Source organism: Pseudomonas sp. GW460-LB5, assembly GCF_059423245.1.
Genome location: NZ_JBWKXT010000049.1, coordinates 17987 through 34860 on the forward strand (window position 1 = coordinate 17987; position 16874 = coordinate 34860).

At 59.9% G+C, this 16874-nt stretch carries 16 protein-coding genes and 1 tRNA gene; 6 read left to right on the plus strand and 11 right to left on the minus strand.

Annotated elements, in window-relative coordinates:
• Nucleotides 1–82: 82 nt before the first annotated feature.
• Entirely contained in the window at nt 83–994 is a 912-nt protein-coding gene (locus tag AC07XM_RS23880) for an EamA family transporter (RefSeq protein WP_099027937.1), read from the minus strand.
• A 317-nt stretch (nt 995–1311) separates the two neighbouring features.
• Between AC07XM_RS23880 and AC07XM_RS23885 the strand changes: the two genes are divergently transcribed.
• The 3 genes from AC07XM_RS23885 to AC07XM_RS23895 all read left to right on the plus strand — a co-directional run bounded on the left by AC07XM_RS23885 (nt 1312) and on the right by AC07XM_RS23895 (nt 5309).
• Nucleotides 1312–2253, plus strand: a complete 942-nt coding sequence (locus AC07XM_RS23885) for a LysR family transcriptional regulator (protein ID WP_028698648.1) — start codon at nt 1312–1314, stop codon at nt 2251–2253.
• A gap of 466 nt (nt 2254–2719) precedes the next feature.
• A complete protein-coding gene (locus AC07XM_RS23890; RefSeq protein WP_023093406.1) occupies nt 2720–3934 on the plus strand; it encodes a glutathione-independent formaldehyde dehydrogenase in 1215 nt (404 codons plus the stop codon).
• 484 nt (nt 3935–4418) lie between these two features.
• Nucleotides 4419–5309 carry a LysR family transcriptional regulator gene (locus AC07XM_RS23895; protein ID WP_023093405.1) on the plus strand — a complete coding sequence of 297 codons (891 nt, stop codon included), beginning with the start codon at nt 4419–4421 and terminating at the stop codon, nt 5307–5309.
• A gap of 21 nt (nt 5310–5330) precedes the next feature.
• On the opposite strand, the gene AC07XM_RS23900 is transcribed toward AC07XM_RS23895, so the two are convergent.
• Nucleotides 5331–5624 carry a helix-turn-helix domain-containing protein gene (locus AC07XM_RS23900; RefSeq protein ID WP_071536335.1) on the minus strand — a complete coding sequence of 98 codons (294 nt, stop codon included), beginning with the start codon at nt 5622–5624 and terminating at the stop codon, nt 5331–5333.
• Here AC07XM_RS23900 and AC07XM_RS23905 point away from each other — a divergent pair.
• Together AC07XM_RS23905 and AC07XM_RS23910 are read left to right on the plus strand one after the other, a co-directional pair.
• On the plus strand, nt 5582–6397 hold the full coding sequence (locus AC07XM_RS23905; RefSeq protein WP_023093404.1) for a substrate-binding domain-containing protein: 816 nt from the start codon (nt 5582–5584) through the stop codon (nt 6395–6397). The genes AC07XM_RS23900 and AC07XM_RS23905 overlap by 43 nt on opposite strands.
• 118 nt (nt 6398–6515) lie before the next feature.
• Entirely contained in the window at nt 6516–7484 is a 969-nt protein-coding gene (locus AC07XM_RS23910; RefSeq protein ID WP_023093403.1) for a Dyp-type peroxidase, read from the plus strand.
• A gap of 37 nt (nt 7485–7521) precedes the next feature.
• On the opposite strand, the gene AC07XM_RS23915 is transcribed toward AC07XM_RS23910, so the two are convergent.
• The 8 genes from AC07XM_RS23915 to AC07XM_RS23950 form a co-directional block, all read right to left on the minus strand.
• Entirely contained in the window at nt 7522–9465 is a 1944-nt protein-coding gene (locus AC07XM_RS23915) for a tyrosine-type recombinase/integrase (RefSeq protein WP_023093402.1), read from the minus strand.
• A 226-nt stretch (nt 9466–9691) separates the two neighbouring features.
• Nucleotides 9692–9767 (minus strand) — tRNA-Gly (locus tag AC07XM_RS23920).
• A gap of 63 nt (nt 9768–9830) precedes the next feature.
• Nucleotides 9831–10391 carry a CDP-diacylglycerol--glycerol-3-phosphate 3-phosphatidyltransferase gene (pgsA, locus tag AC07XM_RS23925; RefSeq protein ID WP_016488197.1) on the minus strand — a complete coding sequence of 187 codons (561 nt, stop codon included), beginning with the start codon at nt 10389–10391 and terminating at the stop codon, nt 9831–9833.
• Between the two features lie 33 nt (nt 10392–10424).
• A complete protein-coding gene (gene uvrC, locus AC07XM_RS23930) occupies nt 10425–12248 on the minus strand; it encodes an excinuclease ABC subunit UvrC (RefSeq protein WP_060516982.1) in 1824 nt (607 codons plus the stop codon).
• A gap of 6 nt (nt 12249–12254) precedes the next feature.
• Nucleotides 12255–12893, minus strand: a complete 639-nt coding sequence (gene gacA / locus AC07XM_RS23935; RefSeq protein ID WP_023047491.1) for a response regulator transcription factor GacA — start codon at nt 12891–12893, stop codon at nt 12255–12257.
• Between the two features lie 63 nt (nt 12894–12956).
• Nucleotides 12957–13346 (minus strand): helix-turn-helix domain-containing protein, encoded by a 390-nt coding sequence (locus AC07XM_RS23940; protein ID WP_016488200.1) that lies wholly within the window; start codon nt 13344–13346, stop codon nt 12957–12959.
• 120 nt (nt 13347–13466) lie between these two features.
• Entirely contained in the window at nt 13467–13898 is a 432-nt protein-coding gene (locus AC07XM_RS23945) for a GNAT family N-acetyltransferase (protein WP_016488201.1), read from the minus strand.
• 60 nt (nt 13899–13958) lie between these two features.
• The gene (locus AC07XM_RS23950) at nt 13959–14345 is read right to left on the minus strand and encodes a DUF488 domain-containing protein (RefSeq protein ID WP_023047493.1); all 387 of its coding nucleotides are present in this window, start codon (nt 14343–14345) and stop codon (nt 13959–13961) included.
• A gap of 127 nt (nt 14346–14472) precedes the next feature.
• Between AC07XM_RS23950 and AC07XM_RS23955 the strand changes: the two genes are divergently transcribed.
• On the plus strand, nt 14473–16089 hold the full coding sequence (locus AC07XM_RS23955) for an inorganic phosphate transporter (protein WP_102689830.1): 1617 nt from the start codon (nt 14473–14475) through the stop codon (nt 16087–16089).
• 77 nt (nt 16090–16166) lie between these two features.
• Here the strand turns inward: AC07XM_RS23955 and AC07XM_RS23960 are convergent, their stop codons facing one another.
• On the minus strand, nt 16167–16862 hold the full coding sequence (locus AC07XM_RS23960; protein WP_016488204.1) for a glutathione S-transferase N-terminal domain-containing protein: 696 nt from the start codon (nt 16860–16862) through the stop codon (nt 16167–16169).
• Nucleotides 16863–16874 lie beyond the last annotated feature (12 nt).

The window sequence follows — 16874 nt, forward strand, 5'->3', positions numbered from 1 at the left end:
GCTTGCGGCATGCACACGAATCAGCAGAAGCAGAATCCCAGCACGCTTGATGGTCAAAACTAAACAGCTCGAATAACCGCTTTTAGGCGGTTCTTTTATACGCCAGCATGACGATTCCGCAAATCACAATCAGCCCGCCAATCACCTGTATTCCACCGAGTAACTGATCAAGAATCAGCCAGCCGAATAGCAGTCCTGCGACGGGTTCCATGTTCATTACGGGTGCGTTACGAGCAATGTCTAGCCGCGTGACGAGAATAAATAGCGCGGAGAATGCCGTGCCATATAACACCACCAAGCAGCCGAGGGCGATCCAGCCAGCCAATGCGCTTGGTAAGCTCATGCCGCCAGGTACCAGCCCGGCTGCGCCAGCGATAGCTGATGCGATGAATACCACCGCTAAGGTGAGCATGCTGCGCACCGCGCCAGGCATCCGCGCCAGCCGGTGATCGGTAACCCAAAGTGCGCAGGCAAATATGGCGGCAGTGGTAATGCTAAACAACACGCCTTCTATCCAGCTAGCATCGATCGTTCCTGGATTGGCAAGGCGTGAGGGCAAATCGAGGACCAATACCAAGCCAAACAAAATCAGCCCCATCAACAGGCTGGCGCGTCGCGTTGGGCGGGGGCCGCCTAAGGCCCAAGTTAGTATTGCCAGCAAGATAGGCGATAGGTTGACCACCAATAGTGCTAATGCCACTGGAATGCGGGCAACAGCCGAGTAGATGCAAAAACTCTGGATGGCAATCAACAGCCCTAGTAACAATTGCCAGGCCCAAGTCTGGGGTGTGAGTCGCAGTGATTCACGCCGCCACATCACCAGCGCAATCAATGCCAGCATGGTCACCCCAGATCGGCAGAGCATGGCCATCAATAAGCCGGTGTCATGGTCAAATGCGATACGGGCAGCCACATGGTTGCCGGCGAAAGAGCATGCGATCAAAGCGATGATCATAACGGCGATATGACGGGGTAACAGCGCGGATGAAGTCATAACAGCATTTCCTTAGCACCGCCTTTTGCGGTTGCGTGCCTCACCACTCACGCTTACTCCCTTCCAGAACGCGCCAACTGCTAAGCTACATGAGGACGACTCGCCCCACAGCGCAAAGCACCTGTGTTCGCGCTATTGGCTGTCCCGTGCGTTGTGGTGCTGACCGTCGATGACGAGTCGAACCTACAGTATGGGCACTGCGCGCGGCAGCCTTTCATGCGTGCCAGCTACGTGCCCAAGGTTGGACGCGGATCGAAGCGTGCGCAGGGTTTTTCGTGAAAGTATAAAATCTAATCAACTTTATCAGAAGAAAATCTATGATCGTAAGAAACTTTGAATACTTGCTTGCTTTGCACCGTGAAGGCCATTTTGGCAACGCGGCCAAAAGCTGCAATGTTTCTCAGCCGACACTCTCCGCGGGCATTAAGCAATTGGAGGAAGACATGGGTGTCGAGATCGTGCGTCATGGGCGACGCTATGACGGCCTCACTTCTGAAGGGATGCGCGTACTGTCTTGGGCTCAGCAGATGTATGACGACTGCAAAGGGCTGGAGCGAGAACTCTCCGCATTACGGCGAGGTATAGAGGGGCAATTCCGGCTAGGGATACTCCCAGGAACTGCCGGTGTAGCGCCCACATTAAGCATCGCCCTTGCTGAAAAAACACCCTTACTTCAACAATCAGTTCTGGTTTCCGGCGCTTCTTCCCTGCTACAGGCGATTCGAGAAAACAATTTGGATATCGCACTCATGCATTTGGAGGATATCCCAGGGGAAGACTTCGATACTCACCTTCTGTACCGTGAACGCATTTTCCTTTTTCACGCCGCGAGAACACAGCAACCCCGAAGCACAACGTGGGACCATGTTCTCAATAGACAACTCTGCGTGCTGAACTCGGCAGTACCTGAACCCATTCAAGATAGGCTGATGCAATGTACCGCGCAGACTATTCGCACTGATTCAATTGACGTGCTATCGGCACACGTGGCGACAGGAAAATATTCGGCAGTTCTTCCGCAATCTCTCGCCGGCCAACTCGCGCACATTCCAAATCTCCACGCAATCGCAATCAATGGACCAATGTCGCACTCAAATGTCGGATTCGTTGCCGGGAAAAATGCGTTCGAGGCACCGTCATCGCGTGCATTGCTCGAAATGGTGCACACCCCCGAACTCGCCGCCACTCTTCAATCCGTTATATCGATCCATCGTCGGTTCCAGCCCAAAGCAGACTCATCTCAAAGCCCCCTGAAATAGCGAGTCTTGAAGAGCAACTCTGTATTGCTTCAACCAGGCGAAGATTGCAGGCATGCCGTGTGCGCCGCTAACAGGCGCCACGTGCTGAGCAACCCATCGAAGGCCACCAGGTCCAGGGGCAACTCGGGGGACAGGAGTACCTGCTGCATGCGGCCTCCTCATGTCTCGCTGGGTCGAGCTGACTGTTCCTAGATCAAGCTAGGAGGCGCGATGTAGCCATGATCGTTGCCCTCTCCCGGCTAGGAGACGAGCACGGCTCGACGATCCCGCGTAGATAGATCGTGCCTATCTGCACATAGATTATTCCAGTTTGACCACTTCTGAGCTTGATCCGATGCTGTCAAGACCGCAGAAGGAGACGCGGCCAACGGCTAGGCAGTACCACGATCGTTCTTCTTGACAGCGGTAAGTCTCGTTTCCCACTTCGATTTAGAAGATGGAAACATTAACGCACAGAGGTGACGAAATGACTCCGACCGGTAACCGAATCGTGACTTTCGAGAAGCCCTTGGAAATGAAGGTCAACACCTTCAAATTTCCAGAGCTGATAACCCCTCAAGGGAAAAGCGCACCCCATGGCGCTATCCTCAAAATAGTTACCACAAATATCTGTGGCAGCGACCTTCACATTTATCGCGGTTCGTTTGCTGTTCCCAAGGGAATGACCATGGGCCATGAAATGACCGGCGAAGTGATCGAAGTGGGATCAGACGTCGAAGTCGTGAAGAAGGGCGACATCGTTTCCGTTCCCTTCAATGTGGGGTGTGGGCGTTGCTACAACTGCAAGCATATGCGCTCCGATGTATGCGAGAACACCAACCCCGAAATCGACTGCGGAGCCTACGGGTTCAACCTCGGTGGCTGGACGGGGGGGCAAGGTGATTATCTCTTCGTACCGTATGCGGATTTCAATCTCCTTCGCTTCCCTGACAAGGATGCCGCCATGGAAAAAATCCGCGACCTGACCCTTCTCTCTGACGTATTACCCACAGCTTTCCATGGGTTCGCTGGCCCGGACTGGCCAGCCGCACCGGCCTACGTCGTCGGCGAAAACATCCTGATCTTCGGTGCCGGGCCGGTCGGCAGAGCGGGTGCCGCCTGCGCCAGACTTCTGGGTGCAGGCGCCATCATCGTTGCCGATTACATTCAAGAGCGGCTGGACCTTCTCAAGCCACACGGCGTGGAAACCATCAACCTTTCCGACGGCGTGCCGATCGAGGAGCATCTCGAACGCATTACCGGGCACAGGGAGGTGGATCGCGTCATCGACTATGTTGGTGTGGACTGCCGCGGGTTTGGCGCGGAGGCTGACAAGATCGTGGAGAGCGCTGTTACCAACGCAATGCTCAAATATGTCCGCTTCGGCGGAATGACCAGTACGGTCGGTGTGTACTGCGCAAACCCGATCTCGAAAGACCCGAAAGCCAAGAAAGGCCATATGGATCTGGAATGGTCCAACGCCTGGATCAAGTCGCCGCGAATGTCGGCTGGTCAATCTCCGACGGCCAACTACAACCACGCGTTAATGCGGGCGATACTGAACGATCGCATGCCTTACCTTTCGCCGATGATGAACACTAAATTCATCAAGCTCGAAGACGCGCCCGCCGCGTACAAAGAGTTCGACGCGGGTTCTGCATACAAGTACGTCATCGACCCGCATGGTTCAGTGCGGCATTAAGCATCCGGCGCGGGCTAAGCATCAGGATGTCTCACACTTTCTGGTGAGAGGCATTCTGGTCCCGCCAGTCTCCGGGCAGCAACTTGAGCCGGCGAATATTTTCGCCGGCATTTGCCGTCTGCCCCAAGGTACTTGCCTTGGCTCGGACCAGGAGCAGAGCCTCAGCAATCCGCAGGTGATGATCAACCGCAAGCGTGTTCAAGCGCTTGGTTCGCAATCGGCCAAGGGTCAGACGGGGACGATGCACGGCATCCATTGACGTGCGTGGCTGGAGATAGCCTTCGTCTGATCCTTATCACCCCACGGACTTGATCAGGCTCGCCTGGTGTTGTGCCTGCCTCGGGCCATCGCACGGTCAACCCAGCCCTGGCTCATTCAGCCAGAAGTTTCCAATGATGTGGCCGAACTCGCCGCCGCCAGAATGGCAGTCACTTCTATAGGGAGATAGCACAGTGTTGGATAAGTCGGAACGGGAGGGTGGCCTATGGAGCTGCGCCATCTTCGCTGCTTCGTAGTTCTTGCTGAGGAGCTACATTTCACGCGGGCGGCTGAGCGCCTGCATATCGAACAACCACCGCTATCACGAGCCATCAAGGAACTTGAGGACGAGTTGGGCGTAGTGCTCTTCGACCGAAACCGACGAGGAACAGTTCTAACGGCGGCGGGCGCGGTCTTCTTGCAAGATGTTCGCCGTCTATTCACAGTGCTGGAACAGGCTCGTGAAAATGCCAAGGCTGTGGCATCGGGCTTGCGCGGTAGCCTGCGCATCGCTGTATCAGATGGGGCTATCGATCCACGGCTGTCGGCATTTCTGGCTCGTTGCCGCGCCGAGGAGCCGGAGATCGAAATACGCTTGTCAGAAGTGCCTCTGGCAGAGCAAGTGCGTGGCTTGCGTTCGGGCGACTTCATGATCGGGTTCGCGCACACGGCCGATGTCGGCGACGGTATCGCTGCCGAACCAATCTGGCATGACCCGCTGGTGATTGCGGTGCCAGCTCGTCACTCATTGCTCACCTACAAGGAGGTGCCACTTCAAGAACTTCAAGGCCATCCACTTGTCCTGTGCGACCCGCAGGTATGCGAGGGCTATTGCCGCGAACTCAAGCGGCTGCTCAACACGTTGGAGCACAAGCTGAATGTTGTCGAGGAAGTGTCCTCGCTAGACATGATGCTCACGTTGGTCGGCGCCGGCTACGGCATCGGCTTTATGACGGCGACCAAGATTCCCATCTCCCAACGGCCGGATGTGGTGATCCGCCCCTTGGCGATGGATTCCGCCGTGATCACCACCTACCTGCTTCGGCCCGACGGCGGCAATTTATCGGCTTCGGTGGAGCGTTTTATCGTTCGCCTTCGCGACTCTTCGGACGGTTGACGGAGCTGGCAGGCTAGACACTCAGGGATCAGTGTCGGCACGCAGATTGCGTTCGGTCGCCGTCATCAGGTCAGCCGCGCTTATTCCAAGTGCCGTAGAAATTTTCAGTATGAGCGGAAGCGTGGGCACGTGCTCACCACGCTCGATCTTACCCATGTGAGAACGCGAAATGCTTGCCCGAGATGCGAACTCGTCTTGCGCGACTCCTTGAGCGACGCGCGCAGCGCGCACGGCCTTTCCGAAGGCTGACGCCGACTCGGATTCATACGTCGATGTGCCAGAAGGACGGCCTGGCTGAATTGTTGATTTCTGCATTAGCAGAAGCGTCAAACAATCTGCCACAATTAACCACGTTAAAGATAACGACGTTAAACTTCACTCTTTCCTGCAACGCTGGTTTGCCTTTCTGGACAGATCGCTTATTGGGGGCCCTCATGCATGACGCCACCAGCCAGTTTTCCCATTTCAGGCTTGCTATCGCGCCCGGAGTGCCATCCTCTTGCCTCACAACGCTTCTTGCCCTACAGCGCGCGGAGGAACCAGAAGTCACCATCACGTTCTTTGAGACCTCAGCCGATGATCTGTTGACGGGCCTTGAGGAAGGCCGCTACGACGCTGGAATGTCGCTTCGGAACGCTGGTGCTCCGGCCGTGAAAAGCCAACCGCTCTGGGTGGAGAACGTGGCTGTTGCAGTGCCGCTGGGGTCCCCCTTAGTTGCCCAGGCGAAGATCACGCTTGCCGAGCTTCTGGACTATCCGGTGTTTCGCTGGCCGGCGGAGACTTGCCTACTGCTGGATCAGCGACTGTCCTTTCTTCCGTTGAGCCAGCAGAGCATTCAGCATGTGACTTCGTTCGAGATGATGGCGCTTTGGGTGACCGCTGGCTACGGAGTGGGGCTCTCCGCGCAATCGCGCATTGAGCGTGCCCATGCGTGGGGGATCACTATGCGACCGCTTTCAGACGGCCCCTACGAGATCGTGACATACCTGCAGCGGCCCCACGGACGAGCCAATGTTGTTTCTGAGCGGTTCGAGCACAGGGCAATGCTGGTTGCCAGGGACAGCGCGGCTTGCTCGAACAACCCATAGCCCGCTCTCGCCGAGGCTGCGTGCGGGTAGTTACAGCGGCACGCGCCTGTTAGCGCGCCAGTGATAGCACTTTCATCTCTGGCAATATGATGAATGAACATGGTCTTTGGAGGCACGAATGGTTGGAAGTGGTTGGGACCGAGTACCAATTGACTCGCAAAGCATCGATGCGCCGCTGTCGCGCGCGGCGGTGTTTCTCACGTTGACGGTCGCCGAGGGCCACGAGGCCCTTCAGGTGGTCGCCGGCGTCTTGGACGGGCTGGACGACCTGATCAAAACGGTGGGCTTCCGCGATCTCAACGGCCGGCTGTCGTGTATCACTGCACTGGGATCGGCGCTATGGGACCGTTTCCAGACCGGGAAGCGCCCGAAGGAACTACGGCCCTTCCTGCCCATCGAGGGTGCTAAGCACACCGCGCCTGCCACGCCCGGCGACCTGTTCTTTCACATCCGTGCCGAACGTGAGGACCTCTGTTTTGAATTCGAGCGCCTGCTGCTGGACCAACTGGGCAGCAGCGTGACGGTGGCCGACGAGGTGGTCGGTTTTCGCTACTTCGACTCCCGCGACCTGCTTGGCTTTGTCGATGGCACGGCCAACCCGACCGGGCACGACATCGGCGCCTCGACGCTGGTCGGCAGTGAAGATCAGGCGTTCGCCGGCGGCAGCTACTTGGTGGTGCAGAAGTATCTGCACCAAATGCAGCCGTGGGCTCGGCTCGCCAAGGACGAGCAAGAGCGGATCATCGGCCGGGAGATCGTCAGCAATGTCGAATTGCCCGACGCGACGAGCGGCCAGAAATCGCACAAGACCCTCGCCACGATCGTGGACGACGACGGCACCGAGCACGACATCCTGCGCGACAACATGCCCTTCGGCCGCCCCGGCCAGGGCGAATATGGCACCTACTTCATCGGCTACTCCAGGCATCTGTGGGTGACGCAGAAGATGCTGGAGCGCATGTTCCTCGGCGATCCGCCAGGCATGCACGACCGCCTGCTCGATTTCTCGACGGCGCACACCGGCGCCGTGTTCTTCGCTCCCGCACCGCGCACGCTGAGCGAACTCGTGGAGGCGGTGCAAGCGTAATGCAGGGGCCACAAGGCCCCTGCAAGGTTTGAGAGCCCTATGCTCCGTCTAGAACTACTGCGCTATCCACCAGCCGACGAACGCTTTGCCGCACATCCTCGGGGATGGGGTACGGGGCAATGGCCTCGGGCATATCCGCATGGTGCTGGTAGTCGCCCATGATGACCCGGATGATTGCCGGCACGTTGGTCGGCGTGACCGCATCAATGGCCGCGCGATCCCCCAGGTCAGGGTGCGGCTGGGTCAGCATGCGGTACAGATCCCACGAATCCGCGTGCGGGCACTGGTTCATGAGCACCTGGGCCAGCTTGTGCTTGAGCGGCACCAGTTGCCAATCGGGAACACGCTGCCCCCGATTGCCCAAACTGATGGACAGCAACTTGCCCGCTTTCAGTTCGCGGTTGATCTGGTCCTTGGACTTTCCGGCCAGCTTGCCGAACAGCGGGACCGGCAAGCTGCTTGGAGACTCGTAGATGGTCAGCATTTCCTCGCGCTCGCGCTGGATCGCGGACACTTCCGGCTCTGGGGCATGCGTCGGAGGCGGCGGCACCTGAGACAGCCGCTGGAACGTGATCCCGCCGCCATTCGAGGTCACGACAATGGGTGTTGCTACAACGGGCGAGACGCTGGTGAGAGTGGGCTCGGCCACCGTGGGGGCCGTCTCCACCGCTTCCTCCGCTTCCGCCATCGCCGGCACTCCGTCGATACGGATGGTCAGGTGCGCGCTCGCGGCTTCCACTTCGCCCTGTTCGAGCAGGTCGAGCCGATCGGCCCAGTCCTGCATCATCCGACGGCGCGGCTCAACGTACTTGGCGTGGTTGTAGGACGAACTCACCTTGTTGGGGTCGGAATGGGAAAGCTGCGCGTCCACCCAAATCTTCGGGTAGCCAATCTCGTTGAGCGCCGTCGAGATGGTGCCGCGGATGCCGTGGCCGGTCAGGCGCCCCTCATAGCCCATGAGCTGCACGGCCTTGTTGAGAGTGTTCTCGCTGATGCGCTTCTTGAGTTCGCTGCGGTGTGACAGCAGGTACCTCTGCGCCGGCCGCATCACCCCCAGAAGATAGCGCACGATCTCGATGGCCTGCAGGGATAGCGGCACGATATAGGGGGGCACATCCTGCGGCCGCTTCCCTGCCTTGCGCATTTCATCCTGGAGCTGCTTGACGATCTGCGGTGGGATGATCCACAAGCCGCGGTCGAGGTCGAACTGTTCGGGTTCGGCCAACCGCAGTTCGCCGGTGCGCACCCCGGTCAGGAACAGCAGCCGGACGCCAAGCTGGGTCTGCCAGCCACGGGGGTTGTAGAGCCGGAGCTTCTGGAGGAACTCGGGCATCTCGGGCAGGTGCAAGTAGGGATTGTGGGCTACCGGGGGCTTGGGTTCGGCTACCACGTCCAGGTCTGCGGCCGGGTTGACCTCCAGCCCCTCGGCGATGACCAGGGCATAACGGAACATCTGGTTGAACCAGGTGCGGACCTTTTCCGCAGTAGTGAACGCCTTGCGCTTCTCGATCGCCGCCAGGACGCCCAGAAGCTGAGGGCGGCGAATGTCATAGATCGACATCTTCCCCAGAGTGGGCAGCACGTCTTTGTTAAAGATGCGTAGGATCTGGGAAAGCGTGCTCTGACGGCCTTCCTTGAGTTCCTTACGGCGATGCTCGACCCAAGCATCGAAGACGGTCTTGAAGGTGTATTCGCCTGCCAGCTTGGCCGCGTGCCGTTTCTGGTCGCGCTCGACCTGGGGATCGATCCCCCTGGCAAGCAGGGCCTGGGCCTTGTCTCGCTCGGTCCGGGCTTCACGCAGGCTGAGGGCAGGATAGCCGCCTAGGCACAGGCGCTTTTGCTTGCCCAGCCAGTAGTAGCGGAATTGCCATGACTTGCCGCCTGCGGCTGAGACCATCAGGCCCAGGCAGTCGTTGTCGGAGAGGGTGTAGCGTTTTCCGGTGGTCTTCGCCTGCCGGACGGTCAGATCAGAGAGCGCCATTTCGAGACTCCTAAGTAATGACTTAGGCCCTATGCTCGTCATGGTTCCCGCTCAGCCCCAGCAACTATCCGGTAGCCGACCCACCCGTATTCTTGTGCCTTATTTGGTCACTCAAAAACGGTAGCTGTGGGTGGATTTCCGTGGCACTCGCTGGAATGAAAAAAGGAGCCGAAGCTCCTTTTTTCAATGACCTACAGACCCCAGTAGAAGTCTGTAGATCAAAATTTGGAGCGGGAAACGAGACTCGAACTCGCGACCCCGACCTTGGCAAGGTCGTGCTCTACCAACTGAGCTATTCCCGCGTCGTGATGGGTGCCATTCTAGCGATTTCTAAAACAGCGTCAACCCCTTGATTCAAAAAAAGTTTATTTCTGTTCAGAACCTTCGCGCAGGTGCGGCCAGGCGGCCAGCAGGTAATGCACCATCGACCACAGCGTCAGCCCCGCCGCCACCAGCAGCAGCCCGTAGCCCAGGATCACCCAGAACGTTACCGCTGGCGGGTTGCCCAGCAGGATCACCAGCGCCAGCATCTGCGCGGCGGTCTTCCACTTGCCAAGGTTGGACACCGCCACGTGCGCCCGCGCGCCCAGCTCAGCCATCCACTCGCGCAGCGCCGACACCACGATTTCGCGGCCGATGATGACCGCCGCCGGCAGGGTCAGCCAGAAGTTGGCGTGGGTCTGCACCAGCAGTACCAGGGCCACCGCCACCATCAGCTTGTCGGCCACCGGGTCCAGAAAGGCACCGAACGGCGTGCTCTGCTGCAGGCGACGCGCCAGGTAGCCGTCCAGCCAGTCAGTGGCGGCGGCAACGGCAAACACGCTGCTGGCGGCCATGTAGCTCCACTGATAAGGCATATAGAACAGCAGAATGAAGCACGGAATGAGCAGGACGCGTAGAACGGTGAGCAGGTTTGGAATATTCATCGGTACGACTGGCTGCAAGTTGAGCCCGGCATTCTACTCGCTATGCAGGCTGGCATAAATCGACTCGGCAAGCTTTTTACTGATGCCGGGGGCTTTGGCGATTTCATCGATACTGGCGCGGTTGAGCTCCTGCAGGCCGCCGAAATGTTTCAGCAGGTCGCGCCGGCGCTTGGGCCCTACCCCGGCCACATCCTCCAGGCTCGACACCCGGCGGGCCTTGCCGCGGCGAGCGCGGTGGCCGGTAATGGCAAAACGGTGGGCTTCGTCGCGGATCTGCTGGATCAGGTGCAGGGCCGGCGAATCACCCTTTAGGGTGAACTCGTGGTGCACGTCGTTCAGGTACAGGGTTTCGAAACCGGCCTTGCGGGTGACGCCCTTGGCCACACCCAGCAGGGTCAGGTCAGTGAAGCCCAATTCCTGCATCACATCCCGGGCCATGTTCAACTGCCCCTTGCCGCCGTCCACCAGCAACACGTCGGGCAGCTTGCCCTCACCATCCTTGATACGCCCGTAACGGCGGGTCAGGGCCTGGTGCATGGCGGCGTAGTCATCGCCGGCTGTGACGCCTTCGATGTTGAAGCGGCGATAGTCGGACTTCAGCGCACCTTCGGGGCCGAACACCACGCAACTGGCCACGGTGGCTTCACCACTGGAATGGCTGATGTCGTAGCATTCCAGCCGCTGCGGTACTTCGTCCAGGCCCAGCACTTCGGCCAAGGCCTCGAAACGTGCGGCCATGTGCTGGCGGTTGGCCAGGCGAGCGTTCAGCGCCTGCTCGGCGTTGGTCACTGCCAGCTGCTGCCAGCGGGCGCGCGTGCCGCGTACCCGGTGGCTGATGGTCAGCTCGCGGCCACGCAGCGTGTGCAGCGCTGCGGTGATGGCATCGAAGTCTTCGTGAACAACGTTGACGATCAACTCGCTGGGCAATTCGCGTTCTGCGTTGCCCAGGTAGTACTGGGAAAGGAATGCGGCCATGACCTCGGCCACCTCCTCCTCGATGCCCACCTGCGGGAAGAAGTTCTTGCTGCCCAGCACCCGGCCGCCGCGCACGCTGATCAGGTGCACGCAGGCGCCACCGGGGTTGACGAAAGCGGCGATGACATCGACGTCGCCACTGCCGCCTTCGATGTACTGCTGGTCCTGCACGCGGCGCAACAAGGCGATCTGGTCGCGCAACTCAGCGGCCTTCTCGAAGTCGAGGGCCATGGCGGCCTTCTCCATCTCGGCATTGAGCTCGTTGCCCAGTTGCTGGCTGCGGCCTTCCAGAAACATCACCGAGTGGCGCACATCCTCGGCGTATTCTTCGGGGGTGACCAGGTCGGTGCAGGGCCCTTTGCAGCGTTTGATCTGGTACTGCAGGCACGGCCGGGTGCGGTTGGCGTAGTAACTGTCTTCACACTGGCGCACCGAAAAAGCCTTTTGCAGCAAGCTTAGGCTTTCGCGGATGGCGCCAGCACTGGGGTACGGGCCAAAGTAGCGGCCCTTGGCCTTCTTCGCCCCACGGTGAATGCCCAGCCGCGGGAACTCACCGTCGGACAGGAACACGTAGGGGTAGGATTTGTCGTCGCGCAGCAGGATGTTGTACGGCGGCCGCCATTCCTTGATCAGGTTCTGCTCCAGCAGCAACGCCTCGGTTTCGTTGGCGGTGATGGTGGTTTCGACCTGGGCGATGCGCGCGACCAGCGCGGCGGTCTTGGGCGCCAGGCCGGTCTTGCGGAAATAGCTGGCCAGGCGTTTCTTGAGGTTCTTGGCCTTGCCCACGTAAAGCAGGCGGGCTTCGCCGTCGAACATCCGGTAAACGCCCGGGCGACCACTGCAGGTGGCCAGGAATGCGCTGGCATCAAACACTTGGGACATGAGGTTCTACAGGCTTGCGTCGACCATGCCGTGGCGAACGGCCAGCAAGGTCAGTTCGACGTCGCTGGTGACCGAGAGTTTTTCAAAGATCCGATAACGGTAAGTATTGACGGTCTTGGGCGAGAGGCACAACTTGTCAGAGATGATCTGCACTTTCTGACAGCCAACGATCATCAGGGCAATCTGGATTTCCCGCTCCGACAGTGTATCGAACGGTGAGCCCTGTGGCTGGAAAGGTTTCAGCGCCAACTGCTGGGCGATTTGCGGGCTGATGTAGCGCTGGCCGGCAAAAGCCAGACGGATGGCCTGAACCATCTCGTCAAGGCCTGCGCCCTTGGTCAAGTAACCGGCGGCACCGGCTTGCAACAGGCGGGTGGGGAACGGGTCTTCCTCGCACACGGTCACGGCCACTACCTTGATATCCGGGTGGCTGCGCAGCAGTTTGCGGGTGGCCTCAAGGCCGCCGATGCCGGGCATTTTCACGTCCATCAGCACCACGTCCGGCTTCAGCTCGCGGGCCAGTTTGAGCGCGGATTCACCCGAGTCCCCCTCACCCACCACCTGCAAGCCGTCGATGTCGGCCAGCATGCGGGTAATACCGGTTCGTACCAGATCGTGATCGTCGACCACTAAGACCCTAATCAAGCACACACCTCGTCAGCAGGGCGATTGGATCCCGCCACCTTAACAAAATTTTTCCAGGCGGGTCTAACGCATTGCTTCTGTAAGAAACGCCTGACGCACAACAGTGACAGGCCTCACTGTTTGCCTGGGCTTGATATCGCTGCTCAAGCGGCCAAGCAGGTGCCAGATGGCCGCCTGGTCGTCGATCGGCAATTGCCGGAAGGCGCCCAGCAGCCCTGACTCATCCGTACTCAACCCTTCTAGCGGGGCCGGCGTGCGCATGCCACTAAGCACGTACAGTGCATCCACCCCCCTGGCCGCCAGTGCTGCCAGGTAATCGACCCGCGGCGTACGCTCGCCACTTTCGTACTTGCCCTGGGCATTGGGTTCGACCCCACCGATATCGCCAAACACGCGCTGGGTCATGCCCAAGCGCTCACGTTCTTCCCGCAGCCGCGGACCAATCCCGTTCATTGTGGGCTTCTCCTTATCCCTGATCACGCTCATCCTCTGCCGCCCCGTCTACGGGCGACCGTGAGCGTCTGGGCTCACTATGCCGCTGCGCTTCGGTCGCGACAAGCCATCATTACGCTACTAGCCAATCGTACGTTGCATGCGCACAAAGCACTCATCCTCACCCATTTCGACAAAACCATGGCGTTGGTACAACAGGCGCGCCGGGTTGCTGCGAAACACCATCAGCCTGAGCAACGGCAGGCGCCGCTGCCCGGCCCACAGCGCCAGCTCTTCCAATACCCAGCTGCCGACACCGCGCCCGCGATGCTCGGGCAACAGGTGCAACTCGCGGATAAACAGCGCCTGGCGGTCCTGGCTGAGGCTGCAGAAACCCAACAGGCTGTCGCCTTCGCTGATCAACCACTGCTCGCGCCAACCCCAGGCCTGGTCGAACGCGTCCTCGATCCAGAGCAGGTCAAATTCACGGTAATACCGCAGCATGGCGCGCCGCGTGAGGTCGCGGGCGAACGTACGGTGACTGTCGTTGGCGGGAATCAAATGTAGCGGCATCGCACAATGGGCTCTGGAGATTGGCAGGGCCGGCGATGAGGCCGGTGCAGCAAATGTCACTCACTGGGCATAGCATACGGGTGAACTGCCAGGCCCATGCCGGTCCAGTTCGCTTTCCAGCCATTCGGCCAGCACCCGGGCGTTATTGTGCTCGGTGTCCTTGCCTGCATAAAGCAGGGTTAGCAACCCCTTTCCGGCCAAGTCCAGCAGGGGGTACCAATGCTCTGGATGGGCAGCCAATTCTTCCTGGTAGCACTGGGTAAAACCGGTAAAGTCGACCGCCCCCTGGTGAAACGCCTTGCGCAATTCATTGGAGGGTGCCACTTCGCGCAACCACTGCCCGTGCAGGTTTTCCTTGCGCAGGTGGCGCGGCCACAGGCGGTCGACCAGCACTCGCTGGCCATCGTCGCTCGCGACCGCATCGTAGACACGCTTGCAGCGGATCATGGCTGTCTCCGGCATTTACCGTCCGTCTTGAGCCTAGATAATTCATTGATCGAGGTCACGGCCGGGTTGCGAATTGTTTCTATGCTCAAGGCCTTCGGCAACTTGCCCAATGCCAACCGGAGCCATCATGGCAACCCCGCTACTGGCCAGCCAGCCGCACCTGGCCCAACGCGACGCCCGCCCGCCACTTGCCCACAAGCCTGGGCGCGCCACCCTCGTGTTGTTCTTCGGCCTGCTGCTGGCGGGTATCGCCTACACCGCCTGGAGCCTGAAACAGGATGTCAGCGCCAGCGGCACGGTCATCACCACGTCCACGCCGTTTCTGCTGCTGGGCCTGGCACTGCTGGTTGCCCTGGGCTTCGAATTCGTCAATGGCTTCCACGACACCGCCAACGCGGTAGCCACCGTGATCTATACCCATGCGCTGCCGGCACCGGTCGCAGTGGTATGGTCCGGGCTGTGCAACTTCCTGGGCGTGCTGCTTTCCAGTGGCGCGGTGGCATTCGGCATCATCGCCCTGCTGCCCGTGGAACTGATTCTACAGGTAGGCTCCTCGGCCGGCTTCGCGATGGTTTTTGCCTTGCTGTTGGCGGCGATCATCTGGAACCTCGGCACCTGGTGGCTGGGGCTACCGGCGTCATCCTCGCACACCCTGATCGGCTCGATCATCGGTGTGGGGGTGGCCAATGCGCTGATGCATGGGCGTGACGGCACCAGCGGCGTGGACTGGGCCCAGGCCAGCAAGGTGGGTTACGCCCTGCTGTTCTCCCCCCTGATCGGCTTTGCCTGCGCCGCCCTGTTGTTGCTCGCCTTGCGTGCACTGGTCAAGCGTCAAGCTTTGTATCAGGCGCCACAAGGCCAGACACCGCCGCCTTGGTGGATTCGCGGTGTACTGATCCTGACGTGTACCGGGGTGTCCTTCGCCCACGGCTCCAACGATGGCCAGAAAGGCATGGGCCTGATCATGTTGATCCTTGTCGGCACCCTGCCAATGGCGTATGCGCTGAACAAAACCATGCCCAATGAGCAGGCCTTGCAGTTTTCCACCGTCGCCGAAGTGACCCGCCAGGCACTGGTGCGCAGCGCCCCACATGCGGCCCCGGCCGATCCGCGCCAGACCCTGACCGCGTTCATTGGCGAGCCCAAGGCCAGCGCGCAACTGGTACCGGCACTGGCGGCGTTGACCGGGATGATCGGCCAAGAGGTCAAAAGCTACGGCTCGCTCAAGCGCATACCTGCCGAGGCTATGGCCAACGTGCGCAATGATATGTACCTGACCAGCGAAGCCATCCGCCTGATCGAGAAAAACCGCCTGGTGGCATTCAATGCCGATACCCGCAGCCAGGTGCAACTGTTCAAGACTCAACTGGACGACGCCACCCGCTACATTCCGCTATGGGTCAAGGTGGCTGTGGCCATCGCGCTGGGGCTGGGGACGATGGTTGGCTGGCGGCGCATCGTGGTGACAGTGGGCGAGAAGATCGGCAAGACCCACCTGAGCTATGCCCAAGGTGCCTCGGCGGAGGTGGTTGCCATGTGCACCATTGGCGCAGCGGACATGTTCGGGTTGCCGGTTTCGACCACCCATGTGCTGAGCTCGGGGGTGGCGGGGACCATGGTCGCGAATGGGTCGGGGATTCAGAAGCGCACGCTGTTCAACTTGCTGATGGCCTGGGTGCTGACCTTGCCGGCGGCGATGCTGTTGGCTGGCAGCCTGTACTGGCTGCTGAACCACATTTTCTAAACCTGAACTGCGCCCTTTGCAGGAGCGGCCTTGTGCCACTCCTGCAGGGACCGGTGTACGTGACGGGTTCTGCGTTATCAGCCCGGGATTTTCAGGCCGCGTTGCACCGCCGGCCGTTCGAGGAAATTCGCCAGTACCCGCTGCACTTCCTTGAACTGGTCGAAGCCCACCAACTCACGCGCGTTGTAGCGATCCACCAGGTTACGCACCCAAGGGAAGATGGCGATGTCGGCGATGCTGTACTCGTCAGCCATCCACTCCCGACCTTTCAAATGCCGATCCAGCACACCCAGCAGCCGCTTGGACTCGTTGACGTAGCGGTCACGCGGGCGCTTGTCTTCATATTCCTTGCCAGCGAAGAAATGGAAGAACCCGACCTGGCCGAACATCGGCCCGATGCCGCCCATCTGGAACATCAGCCACTGCAGCGTCTGGTAACGCTGGGCAGGGTCCTGGCTGAGCAGTTGTCCACTTTTTTCCGCCAGGTACTGCAAGATCGCCCCGGATTCGAACAGCGGCAATGGCTGGCCGCCAGGCCCGTCCGGGTCAAGGATGGCGGGGATCTTGTTGTTGGCGCTGAGCGAAATGAATTCGGGGCTCAACTGGTCATCGTTATCGAAGCTGACCTTGTGCGCCTCGTAGGCCAGGCCGATTTCTTCGAGCATGATCGACACCTTGACGCCATTGGGCGTCGGCAGCGAATACAGCTGCAGGCGTTCAGGGTGTTTGGCGGGCCACTTGCGAGTGATGGGGAAAGCACTGAGATCGGTCATGATCAACCTTGC